We start from the raw sequence: 14,177 nt of genomic DNA, 5'->3' as shown, positions 1-14,177 counted from the left end.
AAGCGATAATAAGTAAAGGTAAGTAAAATACGTACTGGAAATCATTTGAACGAACGGATGCATTCCGCGAGGGCGTTATGTTACAATGGCTGAAGCGTACAAATGCCTATGAACTTACGCAAGAAGGGAAAAGAAACGCACGTGACAGAAACGAAAAGAAAATCGAAACCGAAGCTGCTGGAGCTGGACATCGTCCGGGCCATCGCCATTCTCGCGGTCGTGCTCATTCACTCGACGTCCGACGCCACGGTCGAGCTGCCGCCGGGCAGCGGCTCCCAGGCGGTGTATCTGGCGCTCAACAAGCTTGCCAATTTTGCCGTGCCGGTGTTTATTTTGGTCAGCGGTCTGGTGCTGTTTTACCGCTACCAGGACGACTTCGGCGGCAAGCAGGCGCTGCAGTTTTATTTGAGGCGGGTCAAGCAGGTGCTCTACCCGTATCTGGTTTGGTCGTTCTTTTATTACTTGTACAACCAGTGGATTTATTTCCGGGCGAACCTGCATTGGAACACGGGCGAATTTTTGGATTTGCTGCCGTGGGCGGATGCTTCGTATCACTTGTATTTTATGGTCATCATCGTCCAGTTTTATTTGCTGTTCCCGCTGCTGATGTGGCTGTGCCGGGCATTTCGCTGGTTCCGCAGCGGCTTGATCTGGATCGGCCTGCTCATTCAGGCCGGGTTTTATGCGTATCACAACTGGGTGGAGCCGTTCGGCCATATGCCTTCGCTCTGCATCAACTATTTCAGCATGTTTACGCTGGGCGGGTGGATCGGCCTCCATTACGAAGCGTTTTCGGCTTGGATTCGCAAGCACTTCGTCTGGGTGCTGCCGCTGACGGCTGTGCTGGGCTTCGGCTTCATGGGCTTGTTCCAGATGGAAGTGCGGTTGAACATCGTTTTGGCCCACCCGTGGTATCAGGTTTTGTTTTTCGCTTATGCGGGTTTTGCCGCCATGAGCTTGATCCGGTTGGGCCAACTGCTGCTGGAGCGGGCAAAAGCGGCGGCGCGTGTGCTCATGGCGCTCGGAGCCGCCTCGTTCGGCATCTATCTGGCGCATCCGGCGGTGCTTACCTATTACAAAACGCATGTCCTCCCGTACAGCGGCGCCATGTCGGCTTATCATGCCTATGTATTTGGGGCGTTCGCGCTTAGCCTGACGGTTCCGTGGATCGCTACGGTCCTGTACGGACAAGCCATGCGGCCGTTCCGGCGCAAGAAGCCGAAGCCGAGCCCCGGAGGGAGCGCCTAGCGAAGTTAAGGAGCCGATAAGGTGCTATTTTGGCCGGGACCCTCATACAATGTATCGTACAAGTTGTACGAGGGGAGGCTGGAATTTTGAAGGGGACCCGGAATATCGTTGGGTTGGCCCTGGCGCTGGGCATGATGCTATATGCCGTACCGAGGCTCGATTTCGGCGGGGGCTGGACGCTGCCTGCCGTATTCGGCGCAGGATGGATCGTCTTTGCGCTGCTCGTCACGGCCGCGCATTTACACGAGCTGCTTGGCGTGGAGGAGGAGACGAAGCGGGAGCTGCTCAAGATCAAACGAATGAAAAAATGGCGGCTGGAGCAATCGCTGCAGGGCAGGCGCAGCCTTTTGCAGATCAAAAAATAGCGAAAAAAGTCCGTTTTCACCCCTTGTGCGGTGGAAAACGGACTTTTTTTCTGCTCCAGCTACACGATGAGCGAGATGGCCAGCAAATCGAATAGGACGAGCGGCAATACCACGTTGCTGTAGTAGGGATTGTAGTACGGATAAGCATAAGGGCCGGGAAGCAGGGCGCGGCCGTGCTCCGGAGACATTTGCAAATACACGTAATGATCGTCGACTTTCACGATCACGCCTTCGTAGCTGTGCCCGTGAACCGTATATACGCGCACGGGTCTCTGCAAATATTCGGTGCATATGCTGTGAATGCGCTCCTTGCACCGGTTGAATGCTTCCGCGTCGCGCGTTTCAAGCTCATAGACGGTCAGCGTCTCGCCTGCGAGTAGACTGTCTGGCATATGGATTCCACACCTCCTATGGGGTTTTGCCTAATCCATTGTATGCTGACGGGCTCATTTTCTAGTCCTGGGCACAGTTTTTTTCGTGCAAAAAAAATGATAAGATATAGTACAGAGTGATACAGAATTAGAATGGATTGGTGAGACAGATGAGTGAAAACGAAACGATCAACGTGCAGGAAGCCGCAACCAAGCACGAACAAATCTTGAAATATATCGAGAGCTTGAACATCGGCAGCAAAATCTCCGTCCGAAAAATCGCCGAGATGCTGGGGGTCAGCGAAGGGACGGCTTACCGCGCGATCAAGGAGGCGGATGCGATCGGACTGGTGGCGACGAAGGAGCGGGTAGGCACGGTCCGCGTCGAGAAAAAGCTGCGCGACCAGATGGATAAGCTGACGTTCGCGGAAGTCGTCAATATGGTCGACGGTGAAGTGCTCGGCGGCATGACGGGCTTGGAGAAGACCTTGAACAAGTTCGTCATCGGCGCGATGGAGCAGGATGCGATGATGCGCTATATCGATCCGGGCAGCCTGCTGATCGTCGGAAACCGGAGCACGGCGCATCTGGGCGCGTTGGAGCAAGGGGCGGGCGTGCTGATTACGGGCGGCTTCGGAACAAGCGAGGAGGTCAAGGAGCTTGCCGACCGGCTGGAGCTTCCCATCATTTCCAGCAGCTACGATACGTTCACGGTCGCATCCTTGATCAACCGTGCGATTTACGACCGGCTGATCAAGAAGAAAATTTTGCTGATCGAGGATATTGTCCCCCAATCGATGCAGGTGTACGCGTTGAAGGCGCATCATACGCTGAAAGACTGGCAGCGGCTGCACGAGGAAACCGGGCACAGCCGGTTTCCGGTGGTGGACGAGTGGAACCGCGTCATCGGCATGATTACGTCGAAGGATTTGATCGGCGCCGAGCCGGATCAGACGATCGACAAGCGGATGACCCGGGGACCGGTGACGGCAAGCGTAAACACGTCGGTGGCGGCGGCGGCCCATCTGATGGTATGGGAGGGCATCGAGCTGCTGCCGATCATCGACATGAGCCGCAAGCTGACCGGCGTCATCAGCCGCAAGGACGTGCTGAAGGCGATGCAGCATATACAGCGCCAGCCGCAGCACGGGGAGACGTTCGAGGATTTGATCTGGTCGGGCTTCTGCGAGGAGAAGGGCGGGGACGGGCATACCGTCTTCCGCGGGACGATTACCCCGCAGATGACGAACCGGCTCGGCACCGTTTCCGAAGGCGTGCTGACGGTGCTGATGACGCAGGCCGCTTATCACGCGGTGCAGGATGTCAAGAAGGGCGATCTTGTGCTGGACAACATGGCTTCGTATTTTATCAAGCCGGTGCAGATCGACAGCGCGGTGGAAATTCGTCCCCGCATCATCGAGGTGAGCCGCAAATTCGGCAAAATCGATGTCGAGATGCATCTCGATGGCGTCTTGGTGGCCAAGGCGATGCTGACGGCGCAAGTATTCGAGCCTTAGAGGGGAGCGGGAACAAGGGCGGCTGCGGAGCCGTTCAAGCCCGCCAATGGCTTCACGGGCTTGGCGGGCGGCCGGAAGGACTATCGTCCTCCGGTGCCTTTCGGAGCGTTTTAGGCGGGGCCGGCTTATTTCCGGCTGAACAGATTGTGATTGCGGATGCCCGCAAACAGATTGAACAAGCCGAGCAGCAGGCAGACGGTTCCGAAGATGCGGCGGGTTGCGGAATCTTCGAAGAAGAACAGCTGGGATACGGCGATCACGACAAGCATAAGTCCCATGCAGATGTTCATCCGGGCCGAGTACAGGCCGCGCTGCTTCGGTTCCGCTTCCCGGCGGTAACGCATGCTGAAATATAAAGACAATACGAGGAAGATGACGATCAGCACGCTGAGCGTCCATTGAATGGTTTGCATCTTGAGCGGCACATCCTTATGTACGGGTTCTGCTTCCACTTTAGCGATTTCCGCCAGGGAAATCAACCGGCAGCAGGAGAATACGAGAGCGGGATGCGCTTCCACTCTTTGACCGTGACCCATACCTTAAGCTCCGTTTGCGTCAGCACGATCCATTTGACGTCCTGTACGATATAATCCTTATCCATTACGCCGACGTAAGGCTTCTCTGTCAAAATTTGCTCGTACACGTCGGGCATGGCGGCAAAATCCGATATTTTGCGGCCGACGACGATTTTTTTCAAATCGCCGTGAATGCGGCGCTTCAGCTCGCTTTCCGTCACCTTGTCGAGCGTCGTGTGCTCCCCGGGCTCGATATAAATGTTCAGGAGATTAATCGTCGTCTGCTGATTTTTCGTTTTGGTCAAATCGGCGATTTTGACCTCCAGATCCACCTTGGCGGAGAGAAGCTCCCGGTTCTGCTCGATCATCATATTCAAGCGTTGATTGTACACGCTTAGAAACAAAGCGGCGCCGATGACCATTCCGGCGACAAGAAGGCCCGCCGCACGCAAAAAACCGCCGGACGAACCGGAAGCGGGCGCCTTCACCCTTCGCTACCTCCTTTGCAGATCCACTGGATCAGGGTCGAGCCCATATGCGCGCCGACGAAGGCGCAGACGATGTACAAGATTTGTTTGATCGCCGGGGAGATGTGTCCTTCGATAAAATGCGTCTCAATCGCGCGGATCGGATCGATCGTTCCGCCGATGGCGGCGACGATCGCCCAAATTTTGATTTGCTCCGCGACGCTCGTCATCCGGTACACCGGCGGTTCGAGCGTCAATACGGCGCTGATGCCGGCCAGCATCGTCCCCCCGAGCACGACTCCGAACGCCACGAAAAAATCAAGAAAGCATCTGGATACAAATGGAGACATCGTTCCTCATCCTTTCCGGACCTGTTGAGCCGTTCCCAGCCGTTCGGGGCTTGGCCGACTTCGCCTTACTAAATATATGGCACACTTGTTCGCATTATGCTAAACTATGGATAAATATTTCAAACGCAGGGAGGCGGCCCGGATGGGCGATTTCGTACATTTGCATGTGCACAGCGAATATAGTCTGCTCGACGGTGCCGCGCGCATCGACGATTTGGTCGGCCGTGCGGCCGAGCTCGGCATGAAGGCGCTGGCGCTGACGGATCACGGTGTGATGTACGGTGCCATTCCTTTTTATAAAGCGTGCAAGCAGCGGGGGATCAAGCCGATTATCGGGTGCGAGGTTTATTTCACATCGGGCTCCATCCGGCAAAAAGGCAGCCGTCAGGAACAGCCGATCTATCACCTGATTCTGCTCGCCAAAAATAAAACCGGCTATCAAAATCTGATGAAGCTGTGCTCCATCGGACATTTGGAAGGCTATCACTATAAGCCACGGATCGATTTGGAGCATCTGGAGCGCTATGCGGAAGGGCTGATCTGCACAAGCTCGTGCCTTGGCAGCGAGGTGTCGCAGCATCTGCTGCACGGGCGCTACGACGAAGCGAAGGAGGCGGCGCTGCGTTACCGGGCGATCTTCGGGGACGATTTCTTTTTGGAGCTGCAGGACCACGGCCTGACGGAGCAAAAGAAAGTGATGCAGGACATGCTCCGGCTAGCCCGCGACACCGGCATTCCGCTGGTCGCGACCAACGACGTGCATTATGTTCGCGAGCCGGACCATGCGGTCCAGGACATTCTTATTTGCATAGGTACGGGCAAAACGATCGACGACGAAGCGCGGCTTAAGTTTCATACGTCGCAGCTTTATTTGAAGAGTCCGGACGAAATTGCAGAACTGTTCGCCCATGCGCCGGAAGCGCTCGCCAATACGTTGGAGGTAGCTCGGAGGTGCGACCTCGAGCTTGAATTCGGGCAGTATATTTTGCCGGAATTCGCCCCGATTCCGGACGGCATGACGGCCGGGACGTATCTTGCCCGGCTTTGCCGGCAGGGCCTTGAGCAGCGCTACGGTGCGGTTGAGGAATGGAACGACGCCGAATGGCGGAACAAGTTGGAAGAACGGCTGCATTACGAGCTGACCGTCATTGAGCGGATGGGGTATTCGGATTATTTTCTGATCGTATGGGACTTCATCCGCTTCGCTCACGAGCAGGGGATCGCAACCGGACCCGGACGGGGGTCGTCGGCGGGGAGCATCGTCGCTTACGTGCTGCGCATCACCGATGTGGACCCGATCCGCTACAACCTGCTTTTCGAACGGTTCCTGAACCCCGAGCGGGTATCGATGCCCGATATCGATATCGACTTCAGCGACCTCCGGCGCGACGAGGTGATCGACTATGTCGTGCGCAAGTACGGCCGGGACCGGGTGGCGCAGATTATCACCTTCGGAACGATGGCCGCCAAAGGGGCGGTGCGCGACGTCGGCCGGGTGCTGAACATGCCTTACGGCGAGGTGGACCGCGCCGCCAAGCTGATCCCGCATCAGCTTGGCATGACGCTGGAGGAGGCGCTGCGCACGAGCCCCGACCTGAAGGCGCTTGCCGCCAAGCAGCCGAAGACGGCGGAGCTGCTGGAGCTGGCGATGAAGGTGGAGGGGATGCCCCGCCACGCTTCTACCCATGCCGCAGGCGTCATCATTTCGCGCGAGCCGCTGACGCAGTACGTGCCGCTGCAGGAAGGAACCGAGCAGACGGCGCTGACGCAGTATACGATGGAGCATCTGGAAGCGATCGGCCTGCTGAAGATGGATTTTCTAGGCCTGCGGACGCTGTCGATCATCGAACGTACGCTGGAATGGATTTGCGAGCAGACGGGAGCGCCCTTCGATTGGACGAAAGTGCCGGACGACGATCCGGCGACATACGAGCTGCTCAGCCGGGGCGATACGACGGGCATTTTTCAGCTGGAGTCGGCCGGGATGCGCCGCGTGCTGAAGGAGCTGCGGCCGTCGAACTTCGAGGACATCATCTCGGTGCTTGCGCTCTACCGGCCGGGTCCGATGGAATTCATCCCGAAATATATCGCCTGCAAGCACGGGCAGCAGCCGGTGGAATACCCTCATGAAGCGCTGGAGCCGATTCTTCGGGATACGTGCGGGATCATCATTTATCAGGAGCAGATCATGCAGATCGCTTCGAAGATGGCCGGATTCAGCCTCGGCGAAGCGGATTTGCTGCGCCGGGCGGTCAGCAAGAAGAAGCGGGAAGTGCTGGACAAGGAGCGCGACCACTTCGTGAAAGGGAGCCTCAGCCAGGGCTACAGCGAAGCCGAGGCGAACCGGGTATACGACATGATCGTCCGCTTCGCCGACTACGGATACCCGCGGGCGCATGCGACGGCTTACGGCGTGCTCGCGTTCCAGACGGCGTATCTGAAGGCTCATTACCCCGTGCCGTTCATGGCGTCGATGCTGACTGCCGTGACGGGAAGCCATCATAAAATCGCGGAATACGCTGACGAATGCCGCCGCATGGGCATCGCCGTGCTTCCGCCCGACGTGAACGAAAGCGGCTTTCTGTTTACGCCGGTTGCGGGGGAGAAGGGCGGCGCGATTCGCTTCGGCCTCGCGGCGATTAAGAACGTCGGGACGCACGCGATCGAATCGATCATCGCAGAGCGACGTACAGGCGCCTATTCCAGCTTGATCGACTTCTGCCGGCGCGTCGATCTGCGCGTCTGCAACAAGCGCGTGATGGAGTCGCTGATTCAAGGCGGCGCGCTCGATTCGCTGCCGGGCCACCGGTCCCAGCAGCTTGCGATGCTGGAAGACGCCGTCGATGCGGCGGTCAAGTGGCGCAAGGACCGCGAAGATCTGCAGCTTGTGCTCGACGGCTTCACGGAGGAGGTCAGCTGGGAGGTCGAATACCCTCAGATTCCTCCGTTCACGCTGACGCAAAAGCTGGAGCTGGAGCGGGAGCTGCTTGGCCTGTACATTTCCGGCAGCCCGCTCGACGACTTCGATGCGGCGCTGCAGAAGCTGGAGACGGACCTGCTGTCCCGGCTTCAGGAGTATCCGGATGGCAGTGACGTCATGGTTGCCGGTCTGGTCATCTCGAACAAAACGATCGTCACGAAAAAAGGCCAGCCGATGGCGTTCATGGAGCTGGAGGACCGTGTCGGCAAGGCGGAGGTCGTGCTGTTCCCGGAAACGTGGAAAAAGTACGCCCCGCTGGTGCAGAAGGGCAAGCCCGTGCTGGTCGTCGCCAAGCTTCAGCTCGGGGACGAAGACTACAAGCTGCTGGCCGATCAGCTTATCGCGCTGGACGATCCGCTCCTGGAGCAGAAGGCGGTCAAGCCGGCCCCGCTTCCGGCGGGCTCCTCGCGAAGCGGTCAGCGGCGCGCTTCCGGCTTCACGCCCCGCGGCACAGCTTCGGCGGAGGCTGCGCGCGAGTCGCGAAGCCGGTACGCAGCGGGGGCTTCCCCGGCGGCAGATCAAGCGCCCGGGCCCTCGCCGGGCGGGGCGGAGCGCAGGGCTGCGGATCAGCCTGCCCGGGCCGCTGAAGCTGCCGCAACCCGCGGCCCCCGCGCCGCAACGACGGGGCAGCGCGTCTACATGCGCATCTCCCCGCAGCGCGAGCAGCCGGCGGTGCTGGAATCGCTCAAGCGGCTGATCGCCGGACATGGCGGTCCGTTGCCGGTTGTGCTATACTACGAGCGGACACAGAAAACGCTTGGCTTAAGCGACCAATACAAGGTAAAGCCGTCACCCGAGCTGTTCGCCCGTATCGAGGAGCTGCTCGGCAAAGAGAGTGTTAAAGTGAAATAAATCGCGCCTCCCCCGCATACATTTAGTAACCCGCACCCATTCGGCGAGACGTGAGACTCGCCGGTTTGCACGAGTTACGAATGGAACCGGAGGAGGCGTTGTTTTTATGTCCTGCGAACCTATTGTCGAATGTTTGAAGAAGCGCGGCGTAACCGTCGAACGCATAGCGGACATTGTGCGCGAGCTGCAGCTTCCCTATAATCCCGCGCTTTCCGCGGAGGCGTGCATCGAGAGCGTGATGACGGTTCTCCAAAAGCGAGAGGTCCAATACGTGCTTTATACCGGAATCGCGCTGGACGAGCTGGCCGAACGGAAGGGGCTGCCCGAACCGCTGCAGGAACTGATGGAGACGGACGCACCCTTGTACGGCGTGGATGAGACATTGGCGCTCGGAATTGTTCACGTATATGGCATGGTCGGGCTGACCAGCTTCGGGTATTTGGATAAGAAGAAGCCGGGCATCATCCGCGAGCTGAACGACCATCCGAAGCGCATTCACGTGTTTTTGGACGATCTGGTGGCGGGGCTGGCCGCCGCGGCTTCGGCCCGGATCGCGCACAAGCATCAGGACGAGGCGGATGGCCTCTCGCCGCAAACCTGACGTCACCGAGACGGCGCAGACTATAAGGCTAAAGACCTCCCCTTCCGGCATACCGAACTTCGGTTGCGGGAAAAAGTGCACTTATGATATCATTATTGCATTATGTTCGGGAGGTCTTTTTTCATGTGGACGGTTATTTATATCGCTCCGACCGCTAAAATCGCTGAAAGAATCAAGCAAAGACTTACGGAAGAAGGCTTCCTTGTTCAAGTCCGCGCTATCAACATGACCAAAAACCAGTTTGAAATCGTCGTTCCCGAAGGCGAATTGGAAGAGGTTCAGGAAGTGCTGAACTCCATTTTGCATAGATCCTAAACAAGTCCCAATATCACAAGTGAGGTGTAATTGTGCAATTTAAAGACTTGTTTCAAAAAAAAAGAAAATATGCCACGGTTCCTTCCGTGGACAGAACGGCTCCGAACCGGGTGATGGACGGAGCTATCGACGTTCCCGAAGAGCGTCCGAAGCGTGAAATCCCGGAAGGCCTGATGAACAAGTGTCCCAAGTGCGGGACGATCCAGTACAACAAAGAGCTTGATAAAAACTTAAAGGTATGTACCGCTTGCGAGTACCATTACAAGCTGAATGCCGTAGAGCGCATCCAGATGACGATGGACGAAGGCCGCTTTGTGGAATTTGACAGCGAGATGGCATCCCAGGACCCGCTTGAATTCCCCGACTACATAGCCAAGTACAACAAAGCGGTCGAAGCTACCGGTATGCAGGACGCCGTCATTACCGGCGAAGGAACGATCGGAGGGTATCCGGTTGTCGTAGCGGTGATGAGCTTCGACTTTATGGGCGGATCGCTCGGATCGGTTGTCGGCGAAAAGGTGACGAACGCGATCGAGATTGCGACCCGGACGAACCGGCCGGTTATCATTTTCTCCACATCGGGCGGCGCGCGGATGCAGGAAAGCATTCTCAGCCTGATGCAGATGGCGAAAACAAGCGCGGCGCTCGCCAAGCTGAACGAGCAGGGCGGCCTGTACGTTTCCGTCATTACCGACCCGACCTTCGGCGGCGTCAGCGCGAGCTTCGCGATGCTCGGAGACTACATTATTGCTGAGCCGGGCGCGGCGTTCGGCTTTACCGGCGGACGCGTCATCGAACAGACGATGAAAATCAAGCTGCCGCCAGGCTTCCAGACGGCGGAGTTCAACCTGAAGCATGGACAAGTGGACCTGGTCTCGCACCGCAAAGAAATGCGCAGTACGCTGACCCGTCTTCTTAGCATGCACGCGGTAAAGGAGGAAACCGTTAATGGCTAGTGAAATGCCTTTTGAGCAGCCGCTAGTCGAGCTTCGCGCCAAAATCGACGAGCTGCGCAAGTTCGGAGCGGACAAGCAGATCGATTTCTCCGAGGAGATCAAGCGCTTGGAGCAGCGGCTGGAGCAGCTCGAAACGGAATTGTACGCCGGCATGTCGACCCGGCAAAAAATGCAGGTAGCCCGTCATCCGCAGCGCCCGACGACACTTGACTACATTCAGCATTTGTTCACCGATTTCATCGAGCTGCACGGGGACCGTTTATTTGGCGACGACCTGGCCATTGTAGGGGGCATTGCGCGGTTTAACGGGATCCCGGTGACGGTGGTCGGCCATCAGAAAGGGAAAGACACGAAGGACAACATTGCGCGTCACTTCGGCAGCCCGCATCCGGAAGGCTTCCGCAAAGCGCTGCGCTTTATGAAGCAGGCGGACAAGTTCAAGCGCCCGATCATCACGTTCATCGATACGAAAGGCGCTTATCCCGGCAATGCGGCGGAAGAGAGAGGGCAAGGGGAAGCGATCGCCCGGAACCTGATGGAAATGGCGTCCTTACGGGTGCCCGTCTTGTGCGTCGTCATCGGCGAAGGCGGCAGCGGCGGCGCTCTGGCGCTTGGCGTAGGCAACCGCGTATTTATGCTTGAAAATGCGATTTATTCGGTCATCAGCCCGGAAGGCGCGGCCTCGATATTATATAAAGACGCTTCAAAATCGATGGAAGCAGCCGAAGCGATGAAGATCACGGCGGACGAAATTTTGAAGCTCGGCGTTATCGATGCGATTATTCCCGAACCGAAGGGCGGTGCCCATCGGGATGTTGTCCTGCAGGCAGAATCAATTAAGCAAATGTTGTGGACTCACTTGCAGGAATTGCTGAAGATGACAGAGAATGAATTAATAGAAGACCGCTATAACAAATTTAGACAAATCGGTCGGTTCACCACCATCCAGGAGGGAAATCATGCGTAAAACAAAAATTGTGTGCACCATCGGACCGGTCAGCGAATCGCTGGACATGTTCAAGAAGCTCATTGATGCAGGGATGAACGTTGCTCGGCTGAACTTCTCCCACGGCGATTTCGAAGAGCATGGCAACAGAATCAAGAACGTGCGTCAAGCTTGTCAGGAGCTCGGCAAAAGCGTAGCCATTCTGCTTGACACCAAAGGACCGGAAATCCGGACCGGCAAGCTGAAGGACGATCAAAAAGTCGAACTGCTTCAGGACAACCTGATCACTCTAACGACGGAGGAAGTACTCGGCGATGCCGAGCGTGTTTCCATCACATACAGGGACCTTTACAAAGATGTAAAGATCGGTTCCACCATTCTGATCGATGACGGCTTGATCGGTCTGACGGTTGAGGATATCCGCGGAACCGATATCGTGTGCCGGATTATACACGGAGGAATGCTCGGAGGCAAGAAAGGCGTGAACGTGCCGGGGGTGAAAATCAACCTGCCGGGCATCACGGAAAAAGACGCGAACGATATCATTTTCGGCATTCAGCAGGGAGTGGATTTTATCGCTGCTTCTTTCGTGCGCAAAGCGAGCGACGTCCTTGAAATCCGTGAAATTCTAGACCGCCATAACGCAACGCATATTCAAATCATTTCCAAGATCGAAAACCAGGAAGGCGTGGAAAACCTCGACGAAATTCTGGAGGTATCCGACGGCCTCATGGTAGCGCGCGGTGATCTCGGTGTGGAAATTCCGGCCGAAGACGTGCCGATCGTGCAAAAAGCAATGATCAAAAAATGTAATCAGGTCGGCAAGCCGGTTATTACGGCTACGATGATGCTGGACTCCATGCAGCGCAACCCGCGCCCGACGCGTGCGGAAGCGAGCGACGTGGCGAACGCGATCTTTGACGGCACGGATGCCGTGATGCTGTCCGGTGAAACGGCGGCAGGGAAATATCCGGTAGAGTCCGTTCAGACAATGGCCCGCATCGCCGAGCGTGCGGAAACGGCGCTGGAATACCGTGAAATTTTCATCCGTCAAAGCAATGCGCAGCAAACGACCGTAACCGAGGCGATTAGCCAAGCGGTAGCGAACTCGGCGCTTGATCTGGACGCCAAAGCGATTCTGACTTCCACGGAAAGCGGCTATACGGCGCGTATGGTGTCCAAGTACCGTCCGAAAGCGCCGATTATCGCGGTAACGCCGAACGATCGCGTGCTGCGCCGTCTGTCGCTCGTATGGGGCGTTATTCCGGTGAAGGGCGAGACCTGCACCTCGACGGACCAATTGTTCGAGCATGCCGTAGACGCCAGCGTGAAGGCGGGCCTCGTCAGCTTGGGCGATCTCGTCGTTATCACCGCAGGCGTACCGGTCGGCCGCTCCGGAACGACCAACTTGATCAAAGTTCATCAAATCGGTGAAATGATTGCCAAAGGCCAAGGAATCGGCACGCAAATCGCCACAGGCCACGTCGTGACGGCCCGCTCCGCCGAAGAAGCGAATGCGAAGACGACCGAGGGCTGCATTCTGGTTACCGTGACGACCGATAAAGACTACATGCCGGCTTTCGAGAAAGCGGCGGCAGTGGTTACCGAAACGGGCGGCATTACGTCCCATGCGGCGGTTGTCGGCATCAGCTTGGGCAAACCGGTCATCGTCGGTGTAAACAACGCGCTGGGCATCTTGAAAGACAACGACGAAGTATCCATTTATCCGGAAGTCGGCGTCATCTATTCCGGCCGCGCCCGCGTGCTGTAATAAAACGTCGTCGAAGCCTTACGATAGCAGAATAATCGGAGCGAAATCGAACAGCGGTTTCGCTCCTTTGCTTTATAAATTTCTTCCATGGGGATTCAGGAGGTTTGTATGCAGCATACTTTACGCGTCCGCTACCAGGAGACGGACCAGATGGGCGTCGTGTATCACGCCAACTATTTGAATTGGTTTGAAGTCGGCCGGACCGAGATGATCCGCGAGCTGGGTATGCCTTATCAAGCGCTGGAGACCCGCGGCCTGCTGCTGCCGGTGATCGAGGCGGACCTGAAATTCCGCTCGCCCGCCCGTTACGACGATTTGGTGACGATTGATACCAAAGTTGTTGAGTTGACGAGTCTTCGGATCCGGTTTGCTTATGAAATTAAACGCGGCGAGGAGTTGCTGGTTACCGGGGGAACGCAGCATGTCTGGTTGAACCAGGACTGGAAGCCGGTGCGGATCGACAGAGAAGTGCCGGATTTATATGCCCTCCTTGCCAAAGCCATGGGCTGAAGCGCATCTTAATTCCGCTAACCTAAAAATAATGCAGGACTTGGCCTTTTTGGGTCAGGTCCTATTCCTTTTTATGCTACATTTTCCAAAATGATTCGTCCCTATTGTATAATTTAAGTAAAATTGAAGGATTGAAAAATCAAAGGGGAGAGGCACAATGGAATTGCGTCATTTACGATACTTCGTTACCGTTGCGGAGGAGCTGCATTTCGGCCGGGCGGCTGCACGCCTCAACATGGCGCAGCCCCCGTTAAGCCAGCAAATCCGCAAGCTGGAGGAAGAGCTCGGGTTCTCGTTATTTTCCCGAAGCAAGCAGCACGTTGAATTAACGGATGCGGGGAAAGTGTTCCTGGAGGAAGCGCGGTCGGCGTTAGCGCGTGTGGAGCAAGCGCGCGAGGCGGCGGAGAAAGCGA

General features: G+C 56.8%; 15 protein-coding genes. 11 read left to right on the top strand and 4 right to left on the bottom strand.

The features are described from left to right. Window positions 1-141 precede the first annotated feature (141 nt). Complete coding sequence (locus tag QJ48_RS22865; protein WP_237763033.1) at window positions 142-1,248, top strand: acyltransferase; 1,107 nt, start codon at window positions 142-144, stop codon at window positions 1,246-1,248. An 83-nt stretch (window positions 1,249-1,331) separates the two neighbouring features. Beyond that, window positions 1,332-1,613 carry a hypothetical protein gene (locus QJ48_RS22860; protein WP_054975839.1) on the top strand — a complete coding sequence of 94 codons (282 nt, stop codon included), beginning with the start codon at window positions 1,332-1,334 and terminating at the stop codon, window positions 1,611-1,613. Window positions 1,614-1,672: 59 nt separating this feature from the next. Here the strand turns inward: QJ48_RS22860 and QJ48_RS22855 are convergent, their stop codons facing one another. Beyond that, window positions 1,673-2,005 carry a hypothetical protein gene (locus QJ48_RS22855; RefSeq protein WP_054975789.1) on the bottom strand — a complete coding sequence of 111 codons (333 nt, stop codon included), beginning with the start codon at window positions 2,003-2,005 and terminating at the stop codon, window positions 1,673-1,675. Between the two features lie 149 nt (window positions 2,006-2,154). On the opposite strand from QJ48_RS22855, the gene QJ48_RS22850 reads away from it, so the two are divergent. Next, window positions 2,155-3,501 (top strand): DRTGG domain-containing protein, encoded by a 1,347-nt coding sequence (locus QJ48_RS22850; protein ID WP_054975788.1) that lies wholly within the window; start codon window positions 2,155-2,157, stop codon window positions 3,499-3,501. Between the two features lie 125 nt (window positions 3,502-3,626). On the opposite strand, the gene QJ48_RS22845 is transcribed toward QJ48_RS22850, so the two are convergent. The 3 genes from QJ48_RS22845 to QJ48_RS22835 all read right to left on the bottom strand — a co-directional run bounded on the left by QJ48_RS22845 (window position 3,627) and on the right by QJ48_RS22835 (window position 4,833). After that, window positions 3,627-3,914: a YtpI family protein gene (locus tag QJ48_RS22845; RefSeq protein WP_054975838.1), complete on the bottom strand. Its 288-nt coding sequence runs from the start codon at window positions 3,912-3,914 to the stop codon at window positions 3,627-3,629. A gap of 62 nt (window positions 3,915-3,976) precedes the next feature. Then, window positions 3,977-4,504: a hypothetical protein gene (locus QJ48_RS22840; protein ID WP_054975787.1), complete on the bottom strand. Its 528-nt coding sequence runs from the start codon at window positions 4,502-4,504 to the stop codon at window positions 3,977-3,979. Continuing rightward, complete coding sequence (locus tag QJ48_RS22835; RefSeq protein ID WP_054975786.1) at window positions 4,501-4,833, bottom strand: YtrH family sporulation protein; 333 nt, start codon at window positions 4,831-4,833, stop codon at window positions 4,501-4,503. Before QJ48_RS22835 ends, QJ48_RS22840 begins: the two co-directional genes overlap by 4 nt. Window positions 4,834-4,975: 142 nt before the next feature. On the opposite strand from QJ48_RS22835, the gene QJ48_RS22830 reads away from it, so the two are divergent. The 8 genes from QJ48_RS22830 to QJ48_RS22795 form a co-directional block, all read left to right on the top strand. Further along, window positions 4,976-8,665, top strand: a complete 3,690-nt coding sequence (locus QJ48_RS22830) for a DNA polymerase III subunit alpha (RefSeq protein WP_054975785.1) — start codon at window positions 4,976-4,978, stop codon at window positions 8,663-8,665. 106 nt (window positions 8,666-8,771) lie between these two features. After that, window positions 8,772-9,266 (top strand): phosphatidylglycerophosphatase A, encoded by a 495-nt coding sequence (locus QJ48_RS22825; RefSeq protein WP_054975784.1) that lies wholly within the window; start codon window positions 8,772-8,774, stop codon window positions 9,264-9,266. A 123-nt stretch (window positions 9,267-9,389) separates the two neighbouring features. Then, window positions 9,390-9,581 (top strand): hypothetical protein, encoded by a 192-nt coding sequence (locus QJ48_RS22820; protein ID WP_010496159.1) that lies wholly within the window; start codon window positions 9,390-9,392, stop codon window positions 9,579-9,581. A gap of 32 nt (window positions 9,582-9,613) precedes the next feature. Then, window positions 9,614-10,537 carry an acetyl-CoA carboxylase, carboxyltransferase subunit beta gene (gene accD, locus QJ48_RS22815; protein ID WP_054975783.1) on the top strand — a complete coding sequence of 308 codons (924 nt, stop codon included), beginning with the start codon at window positions 9,614-9,616 and terminating at the stop codon, window positions 10,535-10,537. Continuing rightward, window positions 10,530-11,504, top strand: a complete 975-nt coding sequence (accA, locus tag QJ48_RS22810; RefSeq protein ID WP_054975782.1) for an acetyl-CoA carboxylase carboxyl transferase subunit alpha — start codon at window positions 10,530-10,532, stop codon at window positions 11,502-11,504. The genes accD and accA overlap by 8 nt, the downstream gene beginning before the upstream one ends. Beyond that, a complete protein-coding gene (gene pyk, locus QJ48_RS22805) occupies window positions 11,497-13,254 on the top strand; it encodes a pyruvate kinase (RefSeq protein WP_054975781.1) in 1,758 nt (585 codons plus the stop codon). Before accA ends, pyk begins: the two co-directional genes overlap by 8 nt. 108 nt (window positions 13,255-13,362) lie before the next feature. Then, window positions 13,363-13,764 carry a thioesterase family protein gene (locus QJ48_RS22800; RefSeq protein ID WP_082420643.1) on the top strand — a complete coding sequence of 134 codons (402 nt, stop codon included), beginning with the start codon at window positions 13,363-13,365 and terminating at the stop codon, window positions 13,762-13,764. A gap of 157 nt (window positions 13,765-13,921) precedes the next feature. Continuing rightward, window positions 13,922-14,177: LysR family transcriptional regulator (locus QJ48_RS22795; RefSeq protein WP_157261728.1), on the top strand; the 256-nt coding region annotated here is incomplete at its 3' end.

Source organism: Paenibacillus sp. A3 (assembly GCF_001399685.1).
Taxonomy (GTDB): domain Bacteria; phylum Bacillota; class Bacilli; order Paenibacillales; family NBRC-103111; genus Paenibacillus_G.
This window is presented reverse-complemented; position numbering and strand designations above follow the sequence as displayed.

Coding starts and splice junctions, on each gene's coding strand:
- QJ48_RS22835 (WP_054975786.1), bottom strand. CDS start 4,833: ATGTCTCCATTTGTATCCAGATGCTTTCTTGATTTTTTCGTGGCGTTC.
- pyk (WP_054975781.1), top strand. CDS start 11,497: ATGCGTAAAACAAAAATTGTGTGCACCATCGGACCGGTCAGCGAATCG.
- QJ48_RS22845 (WP_054975838.1), bottom strand. CDS start 3,914: ATGCAAACCATTCAATGGACGCTCAGCGTGCTGATCGTCATCTTCCTC.
- QJ48_RS22850 (WP_054975788.1), top strand. CDS start 2,155: ATGAGTGAAAACGAAACGATCAACGTGCAGGAAGCCGCAACCAAGCAC.
- QJ48_RS22800 (WP_082420643.1), top strand. CDS start 13,363: ATGCAGCATACTTTACGCGTCCGCTACCAGGAGACGGACCAGATGGGC.
- QJ48_RS22820 (WP_010496159.1), top strand. CDS start 9,390: ATGTGGACGGTTATTTATATCGCTCCGACCGCTAAAATCGCTGAAAGA.
- QJ48_RS22825 (WP_054975784.1), top strand. CDS start 8,772: ATGTCCTGCGAACCTATTGTCGAATGTTTGAAGAAGCGCGGCGTAACC.
- QJ48_RS22855 (WP_054975789.1), bottom strand. CDS start 2,005: ATGCCAGACAGTCTACTCGCAGGCGAGACGCTGACCGTCTATGAGCTT.
- QJ48_RS22830 (WP_054975785.1), top strand. CDS start 4,976: ATGGGCGATTTCGTACATTTGCATGTGCACAGCGAATATAGTCTGCTC.
- accA (WP_054975782.1), top strand. CDS start 10,530: ATGGCTAGTGAAATGCCTTTTGAGCAGCCGCTAGTCGAGCTTCGCGCC.